The following is a 19,587-nucleotide window of genomic DNA, read 5'->3' on the forward strand; positions in this document are numbered from 1 at the left end:
CGAGCTGCCGCTGCCCGCTGCCCTGCTGGGCACGCTCAACCCCGCCACGCTGGTGGCCGACGTCGTTACCTCGCCAGAAATCACCCCGCTGCTGCAACAGGCGCACGAACGCGGCTGCGCAGTCCAGACTGGCGCGCAAATGGCCTTTGCGCAGCTTGGCCACCTGGGCGCCTTCATGGGCGTCACGCCGCTGGAGATCTGAGGCCATGCCCCCTATCGAAAACGCGCAACCGGTGTACGACCTGGTCGTGCTCGGCAGCGGCGCCGGTGGCCTGGCTGCCGCCGCCACGGCATCGCGCCTGGGCCTGAAGGTCCTGGTGGTGGAAAAGGCCGAACACTTTGGCGGTACCTCGGCGATCTCCGGCGGAGCAGCATGGTTGTATGGCTCCGATCAGGCACGCGCCGCCGGTGCCCAGGACTCGCCCGAAGCGGTCAGGACCTACCTGAAAACCATCATCGGTACCGGCTACAACGCCGAACTGGTGGACGCCTTCATCGCGCGTGGGCAACAGGCGCTGCGCTGGCTGGAGCACAACACCGAACTGCGCTACGCCCTGCGCCCGCACTCACCGGACTACTACCCGGACGCGCCCGGCGCCACGGCGTTCGGCCGGGCGCTGGAAATGGTCGAGTACGACGGCCGCCGCCTCGGCGCGCGCTTCAAGGACCTGAAGATGCCACCGCCGGGCATGCTGTTGTTCGGCGCGATGATGGTCAACCGCGAGGACATTCAGCACTTCCTGAGCCTGCGCCGCTCACCCCGGTCACTGTGGCATTGCCTGAAACTGATGGCGCGCTACGCACTGGACCGTGTTCGCCACCACCGTGGCACACGCCTGACCACGGGGAACGCGCTGGTCGCCCGCCTGGCCAGCACAGCCTTTGCCCACGGCGCACACCTGTGGTTGCGCAGCGAAGCGCAGGCGCTGATCGTCGAGCACGGCACGGTCACCGGCGTGGTGGTGCAGCATGAGGGCCGCCGCACCCAGGTCCATGCCCGCGGTGGCGTGGTCTGCGCCATGGGCGGGTTTGCTGCGGGTGCGCTGGCTGCGGCCTACCGGCCGGCCCCCGACGCGCCGCACCTTACCATGTCCCCCGCCAGTAACGACGGTGCTGCGCTGCGCCTCGCCCAGGCGGTGGATGCAGCCCAGGGCGAGGGCCTGGCCGCCAACTTCTTCTGGGCGCCGGTTTCCGAGCGGCGCCATGCCAGTGGTGAGCACGAGCGCTTCCCGCACCTGGTCACCGACCGCGCCAAGCCAGGGGTCATTGCGCTCGACCCGGCCGGGCGGCGCTTCGTCAACGAATCCAACTCCTATCACCACTTCGTACAGGCCATGTTCGCCAACGGCATCAGCACCTGCTGGCTGGTCTGTGATGCCGAGGCCATGAACCGTTACGGCCTGGGCCTGGCACGGCCCAAACCGGTGGACAACACGGCCCTGATCGACGCCGGCTACCTGCACCGCGCCGGCTCAGTGCACGAGCTGGCCCGGGCCATCGGCGTGCCCGCGCAGGTGCTGCAGGAAACACTGCAGCGCTTCAACGCCGACGCCCGCAGCGGCGTCGACCGGCAATTCGACAAGGGCGGCAACAGTTACAACCGCTACATGGGCGACCCGCAGCACAAGCCCAACCCGTGCCTGGCGCCGCTGACCAAGGCCCCGTTCTATGCCATTCGCATGCACACCGGCGACCTTGGCTCGGCGCGCGGCCTGGTGACCGATGCCAACGCCAACGTACTCAACCGCGCCGGTGTGCCGATCTTTGGCTTGTATGCCGCCGGCAACGACATGAACACGTTGATGAATGGCACCTATCCAGGCCCAGGGATCACCCTCGGCCCTGCCCTCACCTTCGGCTGGATCGCTGCCAGCCATATCGCTGAACGCCTGCAAACCCAAAGCCCCGAAATGGAGAAGCCCCCATGTACTACGAACTGAGAACCTACACCCTCGACCCACTGAAAATGGCTGACTGGCTGGCCCTCTACCAAAGCCACGCACTGGCGGTGCAGTGCGAACACCTGGGCAATTTGGTCGGCTTCTTCACCAGCGAATTCGGTGAGGTGAACCAGGTGGTGCACATCTGGGGTTATGCCAGCCTGGACCAACGCAGCGAACGCCGTGCGGCGATGGCAGCGGACCCGCGCTGGGCGGAGTTTTCGCGGCGCAACCGTGAACTGGGCGCCGTACTGCGGCTGCAATCACGCCTTCTGCGGCCTACAGGCTTCTCGCCACTGCAGTGAACCGCTACCGGAGTGCGTCCATGCAACCCCTTGAGTGTGATGTACTTGTCATCGGCTCCGGTGCCAGTGGCCTGGCTGCGGCGGTTACCGCCGCGCACCACGGCCTGAAGGTGATCGTGGCGGAAAAAGCCCCCCGGCTTGGCGGCACCAGCGCCTGGTCGGGCGGATGGCTATGGATACCGCGCAACCCCCTGGCCGTGGCCGAAGGCCTGGTCGAAACCGACGATGCACCGGAACGCTACCTGCACGCCCAGGCCCGTGTCGCTGAACTGGACGCACGCCAACTGGCGTTCCTGCGCCATGGCCCCGCAATGGTGGCGTTCTTCCAGCAGCACACCCGCGTGCAGTTCCAGTGCGGTACGAAGCTCCCCGACATGCGTGAAGGCGACGGCAGCGCGCGCGGCGGGCGAGCACTGTGTGCACTACCCTATGACGGCCGCCTGCTCGGGCCCTGGATACACAGGCTGCGGCCACCGCTGGACATCGTCAGCCTGGCCGGCATGGGCATTGCGGGTGGCACGGACATGGCCGCTTTCTTCAATGCTCGCCAATCGCCCAGGGCGGCGTGGCATGTGGCCAAACGCCTGCTGCGTCACGGGCGCGACCTGTTGCTGCACCGGCGCGGTTTGCAACTGGTCAACGGCAACGCGCTGGTGGCCCGCCTGCTGCGCAGTGCCCTGGACCTGGGCGTCACGCTGCTGACCGACAAAGCGGCCATTGCCTTGCTGGGGGACGCACGCATCACCGGCGCGCAGTGTGCCGATGGCCAGCTGATCCAGGCGCGGCGTGGCGTGGTGCTGGCCTGTGGCGGCTTTGCCCATGACCGCCAGCGCATCGCGCAACTGATGCCGCACGCGCCCGATGGGGTTGGCCATTACTCTGCCGCGCCGCCGGAAAACAGCGGCGATGGCCTGCGCCTGGGAGAGCAGGCTGGCGCCCAGGTCGCCACCACCCTGGCCCATGCCGGTGCCTGGGCGCCGGTATCGCAGGTGCCGCGCGGCGATGGCAGCGCTGGGCATTTCCCGCACCTGATCGACCGCGCCAAGCCTGGTTTCATTGCAGTGCGCAGTGACGGCAGACGCTTCGTCAACGAGGCGGACTGCTACCACGACTTCATGAATGCGCTGTTCGCCGCTACGCCAGAGGGCGATCCCTGTGAGGCCTGGTTGATCTGCGACCACGCCGCGCAGCGTCGCTATGGTATCGGCTGGGCCAAACCGTTTCCCTTCCCTGCCCGCTTCTATGAACGGCGTGGCTACCTGTTGCGCGGCGATGACCTGGCGCAACTGGCCGCGCGCTGTGGCATCGATGGCCAGCAGTTGCAGGGCACGGTGGCGCGTTTCAATCAGCATGCGGCGCAGGGCGTGGACCCTGACTTTGGGCGCGGCGCCTCGGCGTACAACCGGGCGCAGGGTGAGCCTGAACAGGCGCCGAACCCTTCGCTGCGGCCCCTGCTGCGCGGCCCTTTTTATGCAGTGAAGTTGCTGCCGGGCAGCCTCGGGACCTTTGCCGGGCTGGGCACCGATGCTACGGCGAGGGTGCTCGATGGTGCCGGGCAAGCCATACCGGGGCTGTTTGCCGTGGGCAACGACATGCACAGCATCATGGGCGGGCACTACCCCAGTGGCGGCATCACGCTGGGGCCCGGGATGACCTTTGGGTACCTCGCGGGCCTGGCGCTGTGCGGGTTGCCGCAGCCCGGACAGGCCTGAGCAGCTCCTAGCGGGACCGCGCAGTTCTTGAGGTCTGCGCGTTACCTGTGGCCGGCTTGCCGGCGATGGGCCGCAAAGCGGCCCCTTGGCTCAAATCAATGCCAACACCGCCCGGGCCTTTTCCAGTGCCATACGCGCACGCTGTTCGCCACTGACGCCCTGCTCCAGCAGTTGCCGCGTGGGGATCTCCAGGCTTAACGGAACACTCGCTGGCAACCCGCGCAACAGGCCCGTCAGGTCGGCATCACCCTCCCCCGGAAAACGCCGCTCGTTACGGGCCTGGCGCAGGATTTCATCCATATCGGCCGGTACCGGCCCAGCCACGTCACACAATTGGGCGTAGCGCATGCGCTGCGGGGCCAGGCGCGCCAGGTCGTCGAGCGACGACCCGGAGCGGTTGAAATGAAAGGCATCCACCAGTACGCAAGCGTTCGGGCGGTCTGCGTTGGCAACGATGCGCATGGCCTGTTGCAGGTCGCGAACGTCGGTCCAGGGCATGAACTCCAGATGCGGGTGAATACCGTAGCCGGCAGCCAGGTCGCACAATTGAGCGAAGCGCTCGGTGAGGCGCGCCTCGCTCGGGTCGTTGCCGGCAACCAGCAGTTCGCTGCCGCCAAGCTCTGCACCGACCGCCAGCATCGGCTCGAAATCAGCCACGCAGGTGTCGGGTTTGAGACGCAGGATTTCCAGGTCCAGGACTTTGATGCCAGTGTCGCGCAGGCGCGCCTGGGTCTGGCGGCGCAGCTCGGCATCGGTAACCAGCGGGAAGTGCTGCTCTTCGCTGGTCGCTGGCAGCAAGCGCAGGCCAACGTGGCTGTAACCGGCACGGGCGGCGGCTTCGACCATTGCCGGGGGTGACAGCTCCAGTACGGTGAGCGCGGCCAGGGAAAAGATTCGATCTGTCATGCGGGTTACCTGCGGGCAAATGGGTACGGGGCGAAAGAACGCTCACGCGGCTCACACGATTGTCTCTGGCGCGCAAGCCCGGCCGGTGGCGGCCGCCTGGCGGATCGCCTCGATCAACGCCAAGGTGCGGCCACCGTCAGCGGCATCGGTCAGTGGCGCTTCCTGCCCACGGGCAACACGGACAAAGTGCTGCAACTGCAGGGTCAATGCCTCCCCCGCCGGGATGCCCGCCTCGCTCTGCAGCAACGGTGTATGCCAACCCGAGTTTGCCTCGGCGTACTGCCAGTGCTTGAGCTGAGGGATGCTCAGCGCTCCCCGGGTGCCGGCCAGCAGGTAGCAGGGTTGGTCCGCCTGGCGCGGATAGACAGGGCTTTCTCCCGAGCTCAGCTCCCAGCTCCACGGCGCTGCCACCGCATCGGAGCCGGTCAGGCTGCCCAGCGCACCGTTGGCGAACTCCAGCAGCACTGCCGCGCTGTCCTCGTTGGCAAAGCCGCGCACCTGGTTACGGGTGAACGCCTGCACCTGTACCACCTCACCGCACAGGTAGCGCAGCAGGTCGAGGTCGTGGATCAGGTTGGTCAGCAGGAAACCGGCGCCGGGCTCGCGGCGCCACGGTGTGTCGAAATAGCTGTCGGGCTTTTGCAACTGCCACAGCGCGGTGACGTTGACCAACCGGCCCAAGGCCCCTTCGGCGATCACGCCCCGCGCGCTGGCAATCAGCGGGTTATGCCGCCGGTGGTGGCCGACCAGCACCGGCACGCGACAGCGGCGCGACGCCTCCACCAGCGCACGTACTTCATCCAGGTGCACCCCTACCGGCTTTTCAACCAGTACCGGCACGCCGGCTTCGACACAATCGAGGGCGGTGGCCACGTGCAGGTTGTTCGGATTGGCCACGATCACGGCCTCGGGGCGCACAACCTCCAGCATCTGCCGGTGATCGGCGAAATACGCCACCCCGCACTCGGCGGCGAAGGCTTCAGCCTGGGGGCCGGGGTCGGCCACCGCGCACAACTGCGCTTGCGGCACCTGGATCAGATGCTGGTAATGCTGGCGGCCCATGATGCCGGCGCCAATCAGGGCGATGCGAAGGGGTGCGTTCAACGGGCGGTCCTCTTTTCGTTGTTGTTCTGGCAACTTCGGAACCCAGTTCCAAAATCAGCTATCGCTAATTTAGAACTGCGGTCCGCTTTGCAAAAGGACGCTGGGCATAGAGTGTGCGGTAATCGACCGGAAAGTTCAGAGGCAGGCCCGTGCTGCCGTGCATGTCAGGCAAACAGCTCACTCGCCTGGCTGGCTGCCGACAACTCCTCCACCGCCGCCAACAACAACGGCGCCAGCTCCGGCAGGCGTGCTTGCGAAAGGCGCGCACTGGGCCCGGCAATGCTCAGCACGCCAATGACCTCGTTACCCTGCGGCCGACGCACCACCGCAGCCAGGGCCGAGGTACCGACTGCCGAAGTTTGCTCGACCCAGGCATAACCCCGCTCACGGGCGCCCGCCAGGTAGCTCAGCAACTGTTCAGTGGAGCGCGGCGCGTTGGGGGCGAATTGCTCGGGGTCGGCAATGCCCTGGCGCAGGACCATCTGCAGCGCCTCGTCATCGCTCAGGCTGGCCAGCCAGGCATGCCCGGAGGCGGTGTAGAACAGGGGCGCATCGCGACCCATGTCCGGGTCGTAACGCAACCCGGACCGGGCGCCCTGGGATTTGGCGATCCAGGTCTGGCGGGCGCCGTCGATCACGCCCAGGCGCACCAGCTCGCCGCTTTCCTGGGCCAGGCGGTCGAGTATCGGCTGAATGATGTCGGCGCCGCTGCTGGACAGGTAGCGAAAGCCCAGCGCCACCAGCTTGGCAGACAACTGGTAGCGGCTGTTGTCACGGTTCTGGCGTACGTAGCCCAGGCGCGCGAGTTCAGCGAGCATGCGATGGGCTGCGCTCTTGGGGATCTGAAGCTGGTCAGCCAGGGTTTGCAGGCCCAGGCCCTGGGGCTCGGCGGCAAGGCTTTCTACAAGACTGAAGGCGCGTTCGATCTGACTACCGGCCATGACAGGGTTTCCTGATAAAGAAGGCAAATTCTGGAAGATGATTCCATATCTCGTTGGCCACCGCAGCTGACCAGCGCTGAAGTGTCCGTTTATCGACCACTACTTGCTGGCGTCACTTGCATCCCGGCGGGTCAACCAAGAAGAATATGGAACCTTGTTCCAATAATAATACCGGAGACCCGCAATGCCCACCGACACCTTGCAAGCCGAATGCGATGTACTGGTCATTGGCTCCGGCGCCGCCGGGCTGGCTGCTGCGGTCACGGCTGCCTGGCATGGGCAGCGGGTTACCCTTGTGGAAAAAGACCCGGTGTTCGGCGGCGCCACTGCCTGGTCCGGCGGCTGGGCCTGGGTGCCGCGCAACCCGCTGGCGCGCCGCGCCGGTATCGAAGAAGACATCGAGCAGCCACGCACTTACCTGCGCAACGAACTGGGCGCGCATTACGATGCGCAGCGCATCGACGCCTTTCTCGAAGCCTGCCCGCACATGGTCGCCTTTTTCGAGAAACACACGGCCCTGCAGTTCGCTGAGGGCAACGCCATCCCCGACATGCATGGCGACACCCCTGGCGCCGCCACCGGTGGGCACCAGGTCATCGCCGCCCCTTATGACGCCCGCGAACTCGGTGCGCTGTTGCCACGCTTGCGCAGGACACTGCGCGAAACCTCGTTCATGGGCATGCCGATCATGGCTGGCGCCGACCTTGCGGCCTTTCTCAACATGACCCGCTCGCCCCGCGCCTTCTGGCATGTGTGCAAGCGCTTCAGTCGCCACCTGTACCACCTTGCCCGCCATGGCCGGGCCATGCACTTGGTCAACGGTGTGGCACTGGTGGCGCGCCTGGCCAAGTCGGCCGAAGACCTGGGCGTGCGCCTGCTTGAGTCTGCGCCAGCCAAACGCTTGCTGATGGAGGACGGCCAGGTGCGTGGCGCGGTGATCGGTACAGCGCAGGGCGACATTACGCTTCGCGCCAAAGCCGTGGTGCTGGCCGCTGGTGGCTTTGCTCACGACCCCGTGCGGCGCCGGCAATTGTTCCCGCGCGATGCCAGTGGCCACGACAACCTCGCACTGCCGCCGCCGTCGTGCTCCGGCGACGGCCTGCGCCTGGGCGAATCAGCCGGCGGCGTGGTAGCCACCGACCTGAAGTCGGCGGTCGCCTGGGCCCCGGTGTCCAAGGTAGCGCACCGTGATGGCAGCGTCGGCCACTTCCCGCACATCATCGAACGCGGCAAGCCGGGCATCATCGGTGTGCTGGCCAACGGCAAGCGCTTCGTCAACGAGGCGCACGGCTACTACGACTATGTCGCCGCCATGCTCGACGCCGTACCGCAAGACGAGCAAGCCTGCTCGTGGCTGATCTGTGACCACCGCTTCCTGCGCCGGTATGGCCTTGGCCACGCCCGCCCCGCCCCGCTGCCGGTGTGGCCACACCTGCGCAGCGGCTACCTCAAGCGCGGTGCCAGCCTGGAACTGCTGGCCCGCGCCTGCGGCATCGACCCTGCGGGGCTGAGTGCCACGGTGGCCGAGTACAACCGCCACGCGCGCCAAGGCCAGGACCCTGAGTTCGGGCGCGGCAGCACCCCGTTCAACCGCAAACAGGGCGACCCCCAACACAAGGGGCCCAACCCCTGCGTCGCGCCGATCGAGCAAGGCCCGTTCTACGCGGTCAAGGTGCAGCCCGGCTGCTTCGGCACCTTCGCCGGCCTGCGCACCGACGGCCACGCACGTGTGCTGGATGAACACGGCCAGCCCATCGGCGGCCTGTATGCAGCGGGCACCGACATGGCCAGCGTGTTCGGCGGCTGGTACCCGTCCGGGGGCATCAACCTGGGCCCGGCGCTGACGTTCGGTTATGTGGCCGGTCGGCATATCGCCGGGACCCAGGCGCAGGAGTAAGGCAGCCCGGGGTCAGAACAGCTTTACCGTATAACTGAGGATCAACCGGTTCTCGTCAATGTCCGTGCGGTAGTTCGAGCGGGCCATCACGTTGCGAACCCGCACCCCCAGCCCGGCCAGGGGGCCGCTCTGCACCACATAGGCAAGGTCCAGATCGCGCTCCCGGTCGCGCCCCTCGAAGCCCAGGCCGGTCTCCACGTCACGACCCTTTACATAGCGCAGCGTCGAGGTCAGCCCGGGTATCCCCAGCGCAACGAAGTTGTAATCGTGACGAACCTGCCACGAACGCTCACCGGGCGCTGCGAACTCATAGGTGGGCAGGGTATTGCCCATCGGGTTGGTGTTGGCGCCAACCTGGATGAACCCGTCGTCCCCGCCGATCTGCTGGTACCCCACATAGAAGGTATGCCCACCCGTTTTGGCCGAGAACAGGCTGAACAGTGCATGGTTGTCGTAACGGCCTGCGATCTGCCGGCCATCCTCCTGGGCATCGAAGTAGCCGGCATTCACCCCCAGGGTCCAGTCACCCAAAGGTTCGGCGTGCTTGAGGCTGTAGAACCGCTGTTGGTAGATGTCTTCCAGTTGCGCTTGCCATACGCCGACCTGGGTACGGTTGTCGTTGAACGCATAGTCCGCGCCGACATAATTGAAACGATCACTGGTGAATCGCGCCAACCGTGAAGGGTTGATCGGGTCATTGACCAGGGCATACATCTTCTGGCTGTTGGAGGAGTCGCGCAGGCTGGTGGAGCGAAACTGCCCGGCGCTCAAGGTCAACCCGGCAAACTCGCGGGACTCGAGCATGGCGCCCTGGTAGGTCGGCGGCAGCAGGCGCAGGTCGCTGAACAGCAACACCGGCAGGTTGGGCATCAATTCGCCCACCTTCAGTTCGGTGCGCGACACCTTGAATTTCACCGCCGCGCCAAGGCGGCTGTAATCGTCTGCCGACTGGCCGCTGTCAAGGCTGGGCAACAGCCCTGACCTGGCATGCGCGGGGCTGCTGTCGAGCTTGAAGCCCAGTAGCCCGGTGACGTCCATGCCAACGCCGATGGGGCCTTGGGTGTAGCCAGAGGCGGCATTGAGGATGAAGCCCTGGGCCCACTCCTGGGTGCGCGACTGGGTGCTCGCGCCTTTGATATCGGCATAATCGCGGCTGAAGAAATAATTGCGCGCTTGCAGCGTAGCACTGGCGCCCTCGATGAAACCGGCCTCTTCGGCCGTCGCTTCAGCACAGAGGGCTGCGGCGATACAGCCGCCAGCCAGGCGCGCGGTCGGGGAATGACGCTGTGGCATGTTAACGGGCATTTGAAAACGACTCCTGGATTCGGGCAACAGCTCCCCGCCGCAGTGGCCTTGAGGCCACCCGCGCGGAGTGTCGGGAAGGGTCTTCAAGCGGGCTGGCTGGCCCGCTTGCACTGCCGTGACGCGAAGGGTCAGGCCGTTATCGGTTGACCAGCTTGGCCGGCAAGGCGATGACCAGGAAGCAGCTGAGCAGCAAGCAGAGGGCGAACACCCACAGCGCCGCATGGGAGGTGCCGGTCAGGTCGGTGACCATCCCCATCAGCGAGTTGCTCACCAGCCCCGCGATGTTGGCCAGCGAACACGCCAGGGCGAAACCGGTCGCCGCAGCGGTGCCTTTGAGGAAGGTCGCCGGCAGGCTGAAGAACACCGGCACTGCGCCGATGATGGCTGCCGAGGCGATGGCGAACAGCAGCACGGTCATCACCAGGTTCTGGCTGAACAGGGTGCTGCTGGCCATGGCAATTGCACCGATGATGAAGGGCACGATGATGTGCCAGCGGCGTTCGCGATGACGGTCGGAACTGGCCCCGATCATCAACATGCCAAGCAATGCCGCCAGGCTTGGGATCGCCGTGAGCAGGCCGATATGGAAGGTATCGCTGACACCGGCGTCGCGGATGAAGGTGGGCATCCAGAAGCCCATGGCGTAGGCGCTCAGCAGGATCGAGAAATCGATGCCACCGAGCATCCACACTTTCAGGTTGAAGAAACCGTCGCGGAAGCTGTGCTTGCTGCCCTTGCCTTCGGCATCGTCGGCGGCAAGGTCGGCGGCCAGTTGTGCCTTGTCGTCTGCGGACAGCCACTTGGCCTGCTGGAAGTTATTCGGCAATGCCCAGAACGTCAGGATACCGAGCAGCACACTGGGGATCGCCTCCAGCAGGAACAGCCATTGCCAGCCCTGCAGGCCATGCACCTGGTCGAAGTGGCCCATGATCCAGCCCGAGATCGGCCCGCCGATCACACTCGACAGCGGCAGCCCGATCATGAACAGCGCGATGATGCGCCCGCGCCGATAGGTCGGGTACCACATGGTCAGATAGAACAGCACCCCCGGCAGGAAGCCCGCTTCGGCCGCCCCGAGCAGAAAGCGCAGGACGTAGAACTGCGTGGTGGTGGTGACGAACATGGTGCAGGCCGAGAGCAGGCCCCAGGTGATCATGATGCGGGCGATCCACAGCTTGGCGCCGACGCGCTGCAGGACCAGGTTGCTTGGCACCTCGAAGATGATGTAGCCGACGAAGAACAGGCCCGCCCCCAAGCCATAGGCTGCGGTGCTGAACTGCAGGTCTTCGAGCATCTGCAGCTTGGCGAAGCCGACGTTGATGCGGTCCAGGTAGGCCGCAAGGTAGCAGAAGCACAGGAACGGTATGAGCCTCCAGGTGATCCTGCGGTAAAGCGCTTGAGTCGATTGGTCGATGTCGCTGTGGACCGCTGTTGCATTCGCAATTGGCATTTCCTGTCTCCTGGCGGGTGACTTTGTGGTTTTGTTTTCAGGCCAGCAGTTTTCGACGCTCCGGGCGCGCCGCGCACTATACGCGGCGTTTGAGGATGGCGTCACAAGACCCCGGGTGCTCCTGCGGGGTGGCCGCCCGCACAGCGGACGGTCATGCAACGGGCTTCCCGCGCCGTTACTTGATTGTTATGGGTGCAAGGTGTGCGGTTTCAGCTGGCCAGGCGCTGGAATTGCGCCATGGCTTCCTGCAGGCTGACGACATCGCCGTACTTGCTGTCGATGTCGAACAGGTTTGCTTCGTGCGGCGCGGGGTGGCGATCACCGACGCACTCACGCACCACGATGGTTCGCAAGCCGTGCTGCAGCGCATCCACCGCACTGGCGCGGATGCAGCCACTGGTGGAGCAGCCGGCCAGCACCACGGTGTCGATCCCTTGTGCATGCAGCAGCGGTGCCAGGCTGGTGCCGAAGAACGCGCTGGCGTACTGCTTGGTGAGCACCGGCTCATCAGCCCGTGGCACGACGGCCTCGCAGAACGCCGCCAGCGGGTTGCCTTCGACCATGTCCTTCATTACCGGCGCCTTGCGTACCCACACGCCGCCATCGGCAAAATGCGGGGCCTGGTAGCGGATATTGGTATGGACCACCAGCGTACCGCAGTCCCGGGCCAATGCCAGCAGCACGGCAGCCTGCTCGACCGCCGTCACCACGCCGGGGGCGTAGAGCGGCGCACCGGGGGTGGTGTAGCCCTGCATGAAGTCGATCATCAGCAGGGCTGCCTTGCGCCCGAAGCCGATACGCTGACCCCATACGCCCTGGTAGTTGTCGCTGGCGCTTTGTGCGTCGCTCATGTTCGTCTCCCGATTCAGTAGGCGCCCGACAGCAAGGCGCCAGCGCCCGGAACCACCGGTTCCAGGTCCAGCGCCTTGAGCATGGCGTAGGTGGTGGCGATGGCAGCGGTGACCACCGGTTTGCCGGTTTGCGCCTCGACCTTGGCGACTGCCGGCAGCGACTGCATCTGCACGCAGGCCGAAAGCACCACCACATCGACGCCCTCAAGGTTCATGCCGGCGACGATGCCCGGCAGGTTGGCCGGGTCGTGACGGGCCACGGCGAGGTTGTCGGGGATTTCCAGCGCGCGCCAGTCCTGCACCTCGAAGCCTTCCTCACGGATGTAGTTGACCACCAGTTCGGTCAACGGCTTCATGTAGGGCGCGACGATGGCGATGCGCTTGGCCTTCATCACGTGCAGGGCCTCCACCAGCGCACCGGCACTGGTGATGACCGGCGCCAGTGCGTCGTTGTCGGCGGTGGCTTTTTGCAAACGCTTCTCTGACTGGCGGTGGTACCCCAGCCCCATGGCCATGATCGCCACCAGGCAGGCATAGCCGAGCACGTCTACCTTGGCATCTGACAGTTCCACTGCGCAGCGGTCGGACTCGCCGTCCATCGCCGCCAGTTCTTCCTTCTTCACCTGCTTCATGCGCATGCGGCTGGAGTGGAAGGTGAAGCGCTCCGGGCGGATCGCCTGGCGGGCCAGGAGCATCGCCGGGATCTCGGTTTCCATGGTGGTGTTCGAACTCGGCACGATCTGGCCGATACGGTAGGGCTTGGTCATGTCGCGTGCTCCTTCAGACAAGGGGGTGGCCCAGGAAATCACCGAAGGCGGCAAAGAAGCCTTCGAGGTCATCCCAGGGAATCATGTGGCCGGCGTTGTCGACGTGAGCGACCTGGATGTCCGGCTTGAGCTCACGGATCTCGGCGATGTCCTGGGGCTGGATCACCCCGCCTCGCCCCGCCACCATCAGCAATGCCGGTTGGCGCACGTGGGGCAAGTCCTGGTGGATGTCCACCTGGTGGAAATCGTTGAAGGCGCGCACGATCGCAGGCTCGTGGCAGGTGTGCAGCCACTCGGCGCGCAGCGCCAGCTGCTCGTCGGTCCAGGTTGCACAGAAGGCGCGCATGTCGTCACCGCTCATGCCACTGCAGGCCTGCCGGATAGAGTCGACGTACCACGGCAGCTTGCTCGGGTATTCGCGCCGACCCGGCCCGGATACCGGCGGGTCGACCAGCACCAGGCGCTGCAGACCGGGCGCCCCTTGCGCGGCGGCGCGGATGGCGAAACGCGCGCCCATCGAATGGCCGACCAGGTGGTAGCTGGCCAGGCCCAGCGCCGCTGCGAACGCCGGAATGTCCGCAGCGCAGGCATCGGTGCCATAGTCCAGTGCAGGCCCGCTCGCGGACAGGCCGCGGCCGCGTACATCCAGCACATAGGTGTCGAACTGCTGCCCAAGGCGCTCGGCGACGAAGCCCCAGGTGATCGCCGGGCTGGTGATGCCCGGCACCAGGATCAGCGCAGGGCCCTTGCCGCCGTAACGCAGGTAATGCTGACGGATGCCATTGGCGTTGACGTTGCCGCCGGCGACGAAGGTGCTCATGCTGCCTCCCCGCTCTTGAGCGCCTGGCCGTAGAGGTCGTAGCCATAGACCCATGCCGGGTCTTCCTGGGTGTAGAGGAAGGTGTTGGCGTTGGAGACCGCCTGCACCCGCGAAGCGCGTTCCTTGCGGTTAGCCTCGTACAAAGCGAAGGCGGTGCGGTGGTCGGACAGCCCGGTCTCTTCCAGGCAACGGGTGAGCATCGCCGCATCCTCGATGGCCATGCACGCACCTTGCGCCATGTGCGGCTTCATCGGGTGGCAGGCATCCCCCAGCAGCACCAGGCGGCCACGGCTCCACAGCGGCAACGGGTTGCGGTTGCGCAGCGGCCACTTGGTGATCGATTCGGTGGCGTCGATCAGCTTTTGCACCGTGGGGTGGTAGCCCTGGAACGCAGCACGCATTTCTTCCTGGCTGCTGTCCACGAACGGGCCCTGGAAGTCCCACGCTTCGTGCGGGACGCCGGTGACGAAGTAGTACTCGTCGCGCTTGCCGGTGGTGTAATAGACCATCATGTGGCGGTCTTCGGTCCACCATTTCACGCAGTCCTCGAACACGTCGGCATGTTGCGCCAGATGCTCGCCGCGGATCAGTGCACGGTGAGCCACCCAGCCGCTGTAGATCGGCGCCTCGACACCCAGCAGCGCTTCACGGATGCGCGAATGGATGCCGTCGGCACCGATGACGATGTCGGCCACGGTATGGGTGCCGTCGGCGAAGTCCAGGCGTACCTGATCGCCGTCGTCCAGGATCTTCTCCAGGCGCTTGCCGAAGTGCACGGTGCCCGGCTTGATCGCATCGATCTGCAGGGCGTGCAGGTCGCCACGGTGAATGGTGATGTACGAGGCACCGTATTCACGGCGGGCGTAATCGCCCAGCGGGATGCGCGCCAGGTAGTCACCCGTGTTGCCGTCGCGGCTGAACCAGAAATCCGGGTGCGACCCCATCAGCTCCAGCTTCTGCTCCAACCCCATGCGGCGGAATATCTTCATCACGTTAGGGCCGATGTGAATACCCGCGCCAAGGCGGGTGAACTCCGGTGCCTGCTCGTACACGTCGACCTCAAAGCCGGCCTGCTGCAACAAAGTGGCGGCGGCTGCCCCGCCCAATCCTGCACCGACGATTGCGATTTTCTGCCTGCCCCGCATAGGTATGTCCCCTCTTGTTCTGTGATGTAGTCAGCCGAACTGCCTGACGAATTAGAGTGTATACGCTGTATTTTTTTATTGGGAAGGGGAATATTCAAAAAAATTCAAACGGGTGATCGAAATCGGCGAGTCGGCTAGATGTAACCGTATTATCTAGGCTATGTGTGGATTCGTAACGTTTCAACGCACCACTTGCGCTTGCAGGCCGGATACGCTTTCATCAACGCATATAGGGCGTACACACTATTAATTCGCACCGAGATAAAGCGCCCCGCACCACTGCGGTGCGGCATTTCGGTTTCATCGAGGCCTGCCAGGAGAAAGCTGATGCCGGTTAGCAACGCAGAACTGACCCAGATGTTCGAACACGTACTCAAACTGTCCCGGGTGGACGAAACGCAGAGCGTCGCCGTGCTCAAGAGCCACTACTCCGACCCGCGTACGGTCAGTGCCGCGATGGAAGCGGCGCAGCGGCTCAAGGCGAAGGTCTACGCCGTGGAATTGCCCGCGTTCAACCACCCCACGGCCATGGGCAACGACATGACCGCCTACTGCGGCGACACCGCCCTGACCGGCAACCTGGCAGCCCAGCGGGCGCTGGAAGCCGCCGACCTGGTCGTCGACACCATGATGCTGCTGCACTCACCCGAGCAGGAGCAGATCCTGAAGACCGGAACGCGCATACTGCTGGCGGTCGAACCCCCGGAAGTCCTGGCGCGCATGCTGCCCAGCGAAGACGACAAGCGCCGCGTGCTGGCCGCCGAAACCCAGCTCAAGCAAGCCCGCACGATGCAGGTGCGTTCCAGGGCCGGCAGTGATTTCCACGCCCCACTGGGCCAATACCCGGCCGTTACCGAATACGGCTATGCCGACGAGCCCGGCCGCTGGGACCACTGGCCAAGCGGCTTTCTGTTCACCTGGCCGAACGAGGACAGCGCCGAAGGCACGCTGGTACTGGATGTGGGCGACATCATCCTGCCGTTCAAGAACTACTGCCGCGAGCGCATCACCCTGGAGATCGAGAAAGGCTTCATTACCGGCATCCATGGCGGCTTCGAGGCCGAGTACCTGCGCGACTACATGAAGTACTTCAACGACCCCGAGGTCTACGGCATCTCCCATATCGGCTGGGGCCTGCAGCCGCGTGCCCAGTGGACCGCCATGGGGCTGCACGACCGCAACGACGGCATGTGCATGGATGCCCGCGCGTTCTATGGCAACTTCCTGTTCTCCACCGGCCCCAACACCGAAGTCGGGGGCAAGCGCAAAACCCCCTGCCATCTGGATATTCCGCTGCGCAACTGCGATATCTACCTGGATGACCAGGCCGTGGTGCTGGCCGGTGATGTGGTCGCGCCTGAGGAGTCCAAGGCGCGATAGTGGTTATACTGGCCCGGCGCCCCGTTCCGGGGGGCCGGCCAGCCAACCCACACAGCCCAAGCCAACCCATGTCGAATAAAAACTCCCCCGCTCCCGCTGCACCCGACACTGCCCCCTACGACGTGACCGAACAGGTCGGCCACCTTTTACGCAAGGCCTACCAACGGCACACCGCGATTTTCCAGCAACAGGCGTGCGACCCGCAGTTGACCTCGATCCAGTTCGTCACCCTGTGCGCCCTGCGCGACCACGGCCCCAGCTCCCAAGCCGAACTGATCAAGGCCACCGCCGTCGATCAGGCGACCATCCGCGGCATTGTCGAACGCCTCAAGGCACGCGGGCTGATCGAGCTGTCACCAGACCCGGATGACCGGCGCAAGGTCATTGTCGGGCTCACCGACAGTGGCGCAGCCTTGCTCGATGCGATGATCCCCTGCGCCCGGCAAATCAGTGAACTGAGCATGGGCTGCCTGAACGCCGCAGAGCGGGTGGCGATCCTGTTTCTGCTGCGCAAGATGATCGACGGGGACGATCAGGAGGGCTGAGCGCGCCCAATACCCCGAGCAACCCCTACGGAATCTTCCCTGGCCTGCTTCTTGCCTGAACATTTCATGTAGTGAGTACTTACCTAAACAAGCGCACCACTTGAGTGGTTTGGTAGCGCAGGTACTCGCTTTTGAACGGCATGCAAACTTCCAGAGATGAGCCAACCATGCAAATCACCCTCCCCCTGCGGGTCAACGGCCAGGATGTCGAAGTCAGCGCCATGGCCGACACGCCCTTGCTCCTGGTCCTGCGCAACGACCTGCGCCTGAACGGCCCCAAGTACGGCTGCGGCCTGGGCGAGTGCGGGGCGTGCACGGTGATCATCGACGGCGTGGCCGCACGCGCCTGCGTGATCCCGCTGTCCGGCGCCGCCAACCGCGACATCACCACCCTCGAAGGCCTGGGCAGCAAGGCCGCGCCACACCCGGTGCAACAGGCGTTCATCGATGAGCAGGCCGCCCAGTGCGGCTACTGCATGAACGGCATGATCATGACCGCCAAGGCCCTGCTAGACCGCATCCCCGACGCCAGTGACGAACAGATCCGCAACGAACTGTCAGGCAACCTGTGCCGTTGTGGCACCCATGTCGAAATCCTGCGCGCGGTGCGCCGCGCTGCCGGCCGCCAGGCCTGAGACCCGGAGCAGAACATGAACCACTCCCAACACGTTCCCACCCGCGACCAGTTGCTGGGCAAAACCGGCGTACTGTTGATCGTCGACCAGATCACGCCGCCCTCGGGCCCTGTGGCCAAGGGTGTGACACCCACGGTCAAGGCGCGTGAGCTGGCGCTGTTTCTTGCCGTAAGCGATGACGGCATGGTCTACGCCTTCAATGGCCACGTTGACCTGGGCACCGGCATCCGCACTTCGCTGGCTCAGATCGTTGCCGAAGAACTCGACCTGCGCATGGACCAGGTGCACATGGTGCTGGGTGATACCGAGCGGGCGCCGAACCAGGGCGCTACCATCGCCAGCGCGACCCTGCAGATTTCCGCCGTGCCGCTGCGCAAGGCCGCAGCGACAGCGCGGCGCTTCCTGCTGGAACAGGCGGGCCTGCGCCTGGGCTGCCCGGCGCAGGCGTTGCGCATGGAGGCCGGCACGCTGATTACCGAGGATGGCCGCACCCTGAGCTTTGCCGACCTGGTCGGCGGACAGCGCCATCAACTGCACATTGCCGACGATGCGCCGCTCAAGGCCGTCGAGGATTACCGCCTGGTCGGTCGCAGCGCGGCACGGGTGGACATCCCTGGCAAGGCGACCGGCGAACTGACCTACGTCCACGACATGCGCCTGCCCGACATGCTGCATGGCCGGGTGATCCGCCCGCCCTATGCAGGCCACGACAGTGGCGAGTTCGTCGGCAACAGCCTGCTGGCAGTGGACGAATCGTCTATTGCCCATGTGCCGGGGGTGGTCGCGGTGGTGGTCATCCGTGACTTCGTCGGTGTGGTTGCCGAGCGTGAGGAGCAGGCGATCCGCGCCGCCCACGACTTGAAGCTCAGCTGGAAGCCGCTCACCGGCAAATTGCCCGACCTCAGCGATGTCGCTCAAGCAATCCGCGACAACCCCCGTGTGCAACGCACCGTGCTGGACCAGGGCGATGTCGACGCCGGCATCGCCAACGCCAGCCAGCGCCTGAGCCGCAGCTATCTCTGGCCCTACCAGTTGCATGGCTCGATTGGCCCCTCCTGCGCGCTCGCCGACTACACCGACGGGCAGATCCGCGTCTGGTCGGGCACCCAGAACCCGCACCTGCTGCGTGCAGACCTGGCCTGGCTGCTGGACTGTGCCGAACAACGCATCGAGATCATCCGCATGGAAGCGGCCGGCTGCTATGGCCGAAACTGCGCGGACGACGTCTGCGCCGATGCAGTGCTGCTGTCGCGTGCAGTCGGTCGCCCGGTGCGGGTGCAGCTGACCCGCGAGCAGGAGCATGCCTGGGAACCCAAGGGTACCGCGCAACTGATGGAAATCGATGGCGGCCTGAATGCCGACGGCACGGTCGCCGCCTACGACTTCCAGACCAGCTACCCCTCCAACGGTGCACCTACACTCGCCCTGCTGCTCACAGGCGCCGTGGAGCCGGTACCGGCACTGTTCGAAATGGGCGACCGCACCTCCATCCCACCCTATGACTACGAACACATGCGCGTCACCATCAATGACATGACGCCCTTGGTGCGCGCCTCGTGGATGCGTGGTGTGTCGGCCATGCCCAACAGCTTCGCCCATGAGTCCTACATCGACGAACTGGCCTTTGCAGCAGGCGTCGACCCGGTCGAGTACCGCCTCAAGCACCTCAGCGATCCGCGCGCCATCGACCTGGTCAAAGCCACGGCCGAGCGCGCCGGCTGGCAGCCGCGCACCGAGCCCATGCAGGCACCCGCCGAAGGTGATGTGTTGCGCGGACGCGGTTTCGCCTATGCACGCTACATCCACAGCAAGTTCCCGGGCTTCGGGGCTGCGTGGGCGGCCTGGGTCGCCGATGTTGCAGTAGACCGGCGCACCGGCGAGGTC

The 19,587-nt window shown here is 65.3% G+C and carries 17 protein-coding genes and 1 pseudogene; 9 read left to right on the forward strand and 9 right to left on the reverse strand.

Features of this window, described 5'->3' with window-relative positions; translation table 11 throughout:
- The 4 genes and pseudogenes from BLX42_RS06295 to BLX42_RS06310 form a co-directional block, all read left to right on the forward strand.
- Positions 1-202, forward strand: a pseudogene (locus BLX42_RS06295) (shikimate dehydrogenase); the annotation flags it as partial.
- Between the two features lie 4 nt (positions 203-206).
- Positions 207-1,940 (forward strand): FAD-dependent oxidoreductase, encoded by a 1,734-nt coding sequence (locus tag BLX42_RS06300; protein WP_161871394.1) that lies wholly within the window; start codon positions 207-209, stop codon positions 1,938-1,940.
- Complete coding sequence (locus tag BLX42_RS06305) at positions 1,925-2,245, forward strand: NIPSNAP family protein (RefSeq protein ID WP_039601272.1); 321 nt, start codon at positions 1,925-1,927, stop codon at positions 2,243-2,245. The genes BLX42_RS06300 and BLX42_RS06305 overlap by 16 nt, the downstream gene beginning before the upstream one ends.
- A gap of 20 nt (positions 2,246-2,265) precedes the next feature.
- A complete protein-coding gene (locus BLX42_RS06310; protein ID WP_161871395.1) occupies positions 2,266-3,957 on the forward strand; it encodes an FAD-dependent oxidoreductase in 1,692 nt (563 codons plus the stop codon).
- 90 nt (positions 3,958-4,047) lie between these two features.
- Here the strand turns inward: BLX42_RS06310 and BLX42_RS06315 are convergent, their stop codons facing one another.
- The 3 genes from BLX42_RS06315 to BLX42_RS06325 all read right to left on the reverse strand — a co-directional run bounded on the left by BLX42_RS06315 (position 4,048) and on the right by BLX42_RS06325 (position 6,908).
- Positions 4,048-4,863 (reverse strand): sugar phosphate isomerase/epimerase, encoded by an 816-nt coding sequence (locus BLX42_RS06315; protein ID WP_115275145.1) that lies wholly within the window; start codon positions 4,861-4,863, stop codon positions 4,048-4,050.
- A 51-nt stretch (positions 4,864-4,914) separates the two neighbouring features.
- Positions 4,915-5,967: a Gfo/Idh/MocA family protein gene (locus BLX42_RS06320; protein ID WP_161871396.1), complete on the reverse strand. Its 1,053-nt coding sequence runs from the start codon at positions 5,965-5,967 to the stop codon at positions 4,915-4,917.
- Between the two features lie 164 nt (positions 5,968-6,131).
- Positions 6,132-6,908, reverse strand: coding sequence for an IclR family transcriptional regulator (locus tag BLX42_RS06325; RefSeq protein ID WP_161871397.1), 777 nt, complete (start codon positions 6,906-6,908; stop codon positions 6,132-6,134).
- Between the two features lie 184 nt (positions 6,909-7,092).
- Between BLX42_RS06325 and BLX42_RS06330 the strand changes: the two genes are divergently transcribed.
- Positions 7,093-8,805 (forward strand): FAD-dependent oxidoreductase, encoded by a 1,713-nt coding sequence (locus BLX42_RS06330; RefSeq protein ID WP_161871398.1) that lies wholly within the window; start codon positions 7,093-7,095, stop codon positions 8,803-8,805.
- A 12-nt stretch (positions 8,806-8,817) separates the two neighbouring features.
- Here BLX42_RS06330 and BLX42_RS06335 read toward each other — a convergent pair whose 3' ends face one another.
- The 6 genes from BLX42_RS06335 to BLX42_RS06360 all read right to left on the reverse strand — a co-directional run bounded on the left by BLX42_RS06335 (position 8,818) and on the right by BLX42_RS06360 (position 15,143).
- Entirely contained in the window at positions 8,818-10,110 is a 1,293-nt protein-coding gene (locus tag BLX42_RS06335; protein ID WP_125922881.1) for an OprD family porin, read from the reverse strand.
- Positions 10,111-10,246: 136 nt separating this feature from the next.
- The gene (locus BLX42_RS06340; protein WP_012314033.1) at positions 10,247-11,560 is read right to left on the reverse strand and encodes an MFS transporter; all 1,314 of its coding nucleotides are present in this window, start codon (positions 11,558-11,560) and stop codon (positions 10,247-10,249) included.
- Positions 11,561-11,769: 209 nt separating this feature from the next.
- Positions 11,770-12,411 carry an N-carbamoylsarcosine amidohydrolase gene (locus BLX42_RS06345; RefSeq protein ID WP_161871399.1) on the reverse strand — a complete coding sequence of 214 codons (642 nt, stop codon included), beginning with the start codon at positions 12,409-12,411 and terminating at the stop codon, positions 11,770-11,772.
- Between the two features lie 14 nt (positions 12,412-12,425).
- Positions 12,426-13,178: an Asp/Glu racemase gene (locus tag BLX42_RS06350; RefSeq protein ID WP_115275151.1), complete on the reverse strand. Its 753-nt coding sequence runs from the start codon at positions 13,176-13,178 to the stop codon at positions 12,426-12,428.
- 13 nt (positions 13,179-13,191) lie between these two features.
- Positions 13,192-13,998 (reverse strand): N-formylmaleamate deformylase, encoded by an 807-nt coding sequence (gene nicD / locus BLX42_RS06355; protein ID WP_046785573.1) that lies wholly within the window; start codon positions 13,996-13,998, stop codon positions 13,192-13,194.
- Positions 13,995-15,143, reverse strand: coding sequence for an FAD-dependent monooxygenase (locus BLX42_RS06360; RefSeq protein WP_012314029.1), 1,149 nt, complete (start codon positions 15,141-15,143; stop codon positions 13,995-13,997). The genes nicD and BLX42_RS06360 overlap by 4 nt, the downstream gene beginning before the upstream one ends.
- Positions 15,144-15,470: 327 nt before the next feature.
- On the opposite strand from BLX42_RS06360, the gene BLX42_RS06365 reads away from it, so the two are divergent.
- The 4 genes from BLX42_RS06365 to BLX42_RS06380 all read left to right on the forward strand — a co-directional run.
- Positions 15,471-16,523: a 2,5-dihydroxypyridine 5,6-dioxygenase gene (locus tag BLX42_RS06365; protein ID WP_046785574.1), complete on the forward strand. Its 1,053-nt coding sequence runs from the start codon at positions 15,471-15,473 to the stop codon at positions 16,521-16,523.
- A 68-nt stretch (positions 16,524-16,591) separates the two neighbouring features.
- Entirely contained in the window at positions 16,592-17,068 is a 477-nt protein-coding gene (locus tag BLX42_RS06370) for a MarR family winged helix-turn-helix transcriptional regulator (RefSeq protein ID WP_161871400.1), read from the forward strand.
- Positions 17,069-17,235: 167 nt separating this feature from the next.
- Positions 17,236-17,703 carry a (2Fe-2S)-binding protein gene (locus tag BLX42_RS06375; protein WP_046785575.1) on the forward strand — a complete coding sequence of 156 codons (468 nt, stop codon included), beginning with the start codon at positions 17,236-17,238 and terminating at the stop codon, positions 17,701-17,703.
- A gap of 15 nt (positions 17,704-17,718) precedes the next feature.
- A partial coding sequence (locus tag BLX42_RS06380) for a molybdopterin cofactor-binding domain-containing protein (RefSeq protein ID WP_161871401.1) occupies positions 17,719-19,587 on the forward strand: 1,869 nt, incomplete at its 3' end.

This window comes from Pseudomonas sp. SG-MS2 (assembly GCF_009933855.1).
Lineage (GTDB): Bacteria > Pseudomonadota > Gammaproteobacteria > Pseudomonadales > Pseudomonadaceae > Aquipseudomonas > Aquipseudomonas putida_E.

Excerpts from the sequence above, each read along its gene's own strand:
- BLX42_RS06300 (WP_161871394.1), top strand. The coding sequence starts at position 207 with ATGCCCCCTATCGAAAACGCGCAACCGGTGTACGACCTGGTCGTGCTC.
- BLX42_RS06305 (WP_039601272.1), top strand. The coding sequence starts at position 1,925 with ATGTACTACGAACTGAGAACCTACACCCTCGACCCACTGAAAATGGCT.
- BLX42_RS06310 (WP_161871395.1), top strand. The coding sequence starts at position 2,266 with ATGCAACCCCTTGAGTGTGATGTACTTGTCATCGGCTCCGGTGCCAGT.
- BLX42_RS06315 (WP_115275145.1), bottom strand. The coding sequence starts at position 4,863 with ATGACAGATCGAATCTTTTCCCTGGCCGCGCTCACCGTACTGGAGCTG.
- BLX42_RS06325 (WP_161871397.1), bottom strand. The coding sequence starts at position 6,908 with ATGGCCGGTAGTCAGATCGAACGCGCCTTCAGTCTTGTAGAAAGCCTT.
- BLX42_RS06330 (WP_161871398.1), top strand. The coding sequence starts at position 7,093 with ATGCCCACCGACACCTTGCAAGCCGAATGCGATGTACTGGTCATTGGC.
- BLX42_RS06335 (WP_125922881.1), bottom strand. The coding sequence starts at position 10,110 with ATGCCCGTTAACATGCCACAGCGTCATTCCCCGACCGCGCGCCTGGCT.
- BLX42_RS06340 (WP_012314033.1), bottom strand. The coding sequence starts at position 11,560 with ATGCCAATTGCGAATGCAACAGCGGTCCACAGCGACATCGACCAATCG.
- BLX42_RS06345 (WP_161871399.1), bottom strand. The coding sequence starts at position 12,411 with ATGAGCGACGCACAAAGCGCCAGCGACAACTACCAGGGCGTATGGGGT.
- BLX42_RS06350 (WP_115275151.1), bottom strand. The coding sequence starts at position 13,178 with ATGACCAAGCCCTACCGTATCGGCCAGATCGTGCCGAGTTCGAACACC.
- nicD (WP_046785573.1), bottom strand. The coding sequence starts at position 13,998 with ATGAGCACCTTCGTCGCCGGCGGCAACGTCAACGCCAATGGCATCCGT.
- BLX42_RS06360 (WP_012314029.1), bottom strand. The coding sequence starts at position 15,143 with ATGCGGGGCAGGCAGAAAATCGCAATCGTCGGTGCAGGATTGGGCGGG.
- BLX42_RS06365 (WP_046785574.1), top strand. The coding sequence starts at position 15,471 with ATGCCGGTTAGCAACGCAGAACTGACCCAGATGTTCGAACACGTACTC.
- BLX42_RS06370 (WP_161871400.1), top strand. The coding sequence starts at position 16,592 with ATGTCGAATAAAAACTCCCCCGCTCCCGCTGCACCCGACACTGCCCCC.
- BLX42_RS06375 (WP_046785575.1), top strand. The coding sequence starts at position 17,236 with ATGCAAATCACCCTCCCCCTGCGGGTCAACGGCCAGGATGTCGAAGTC.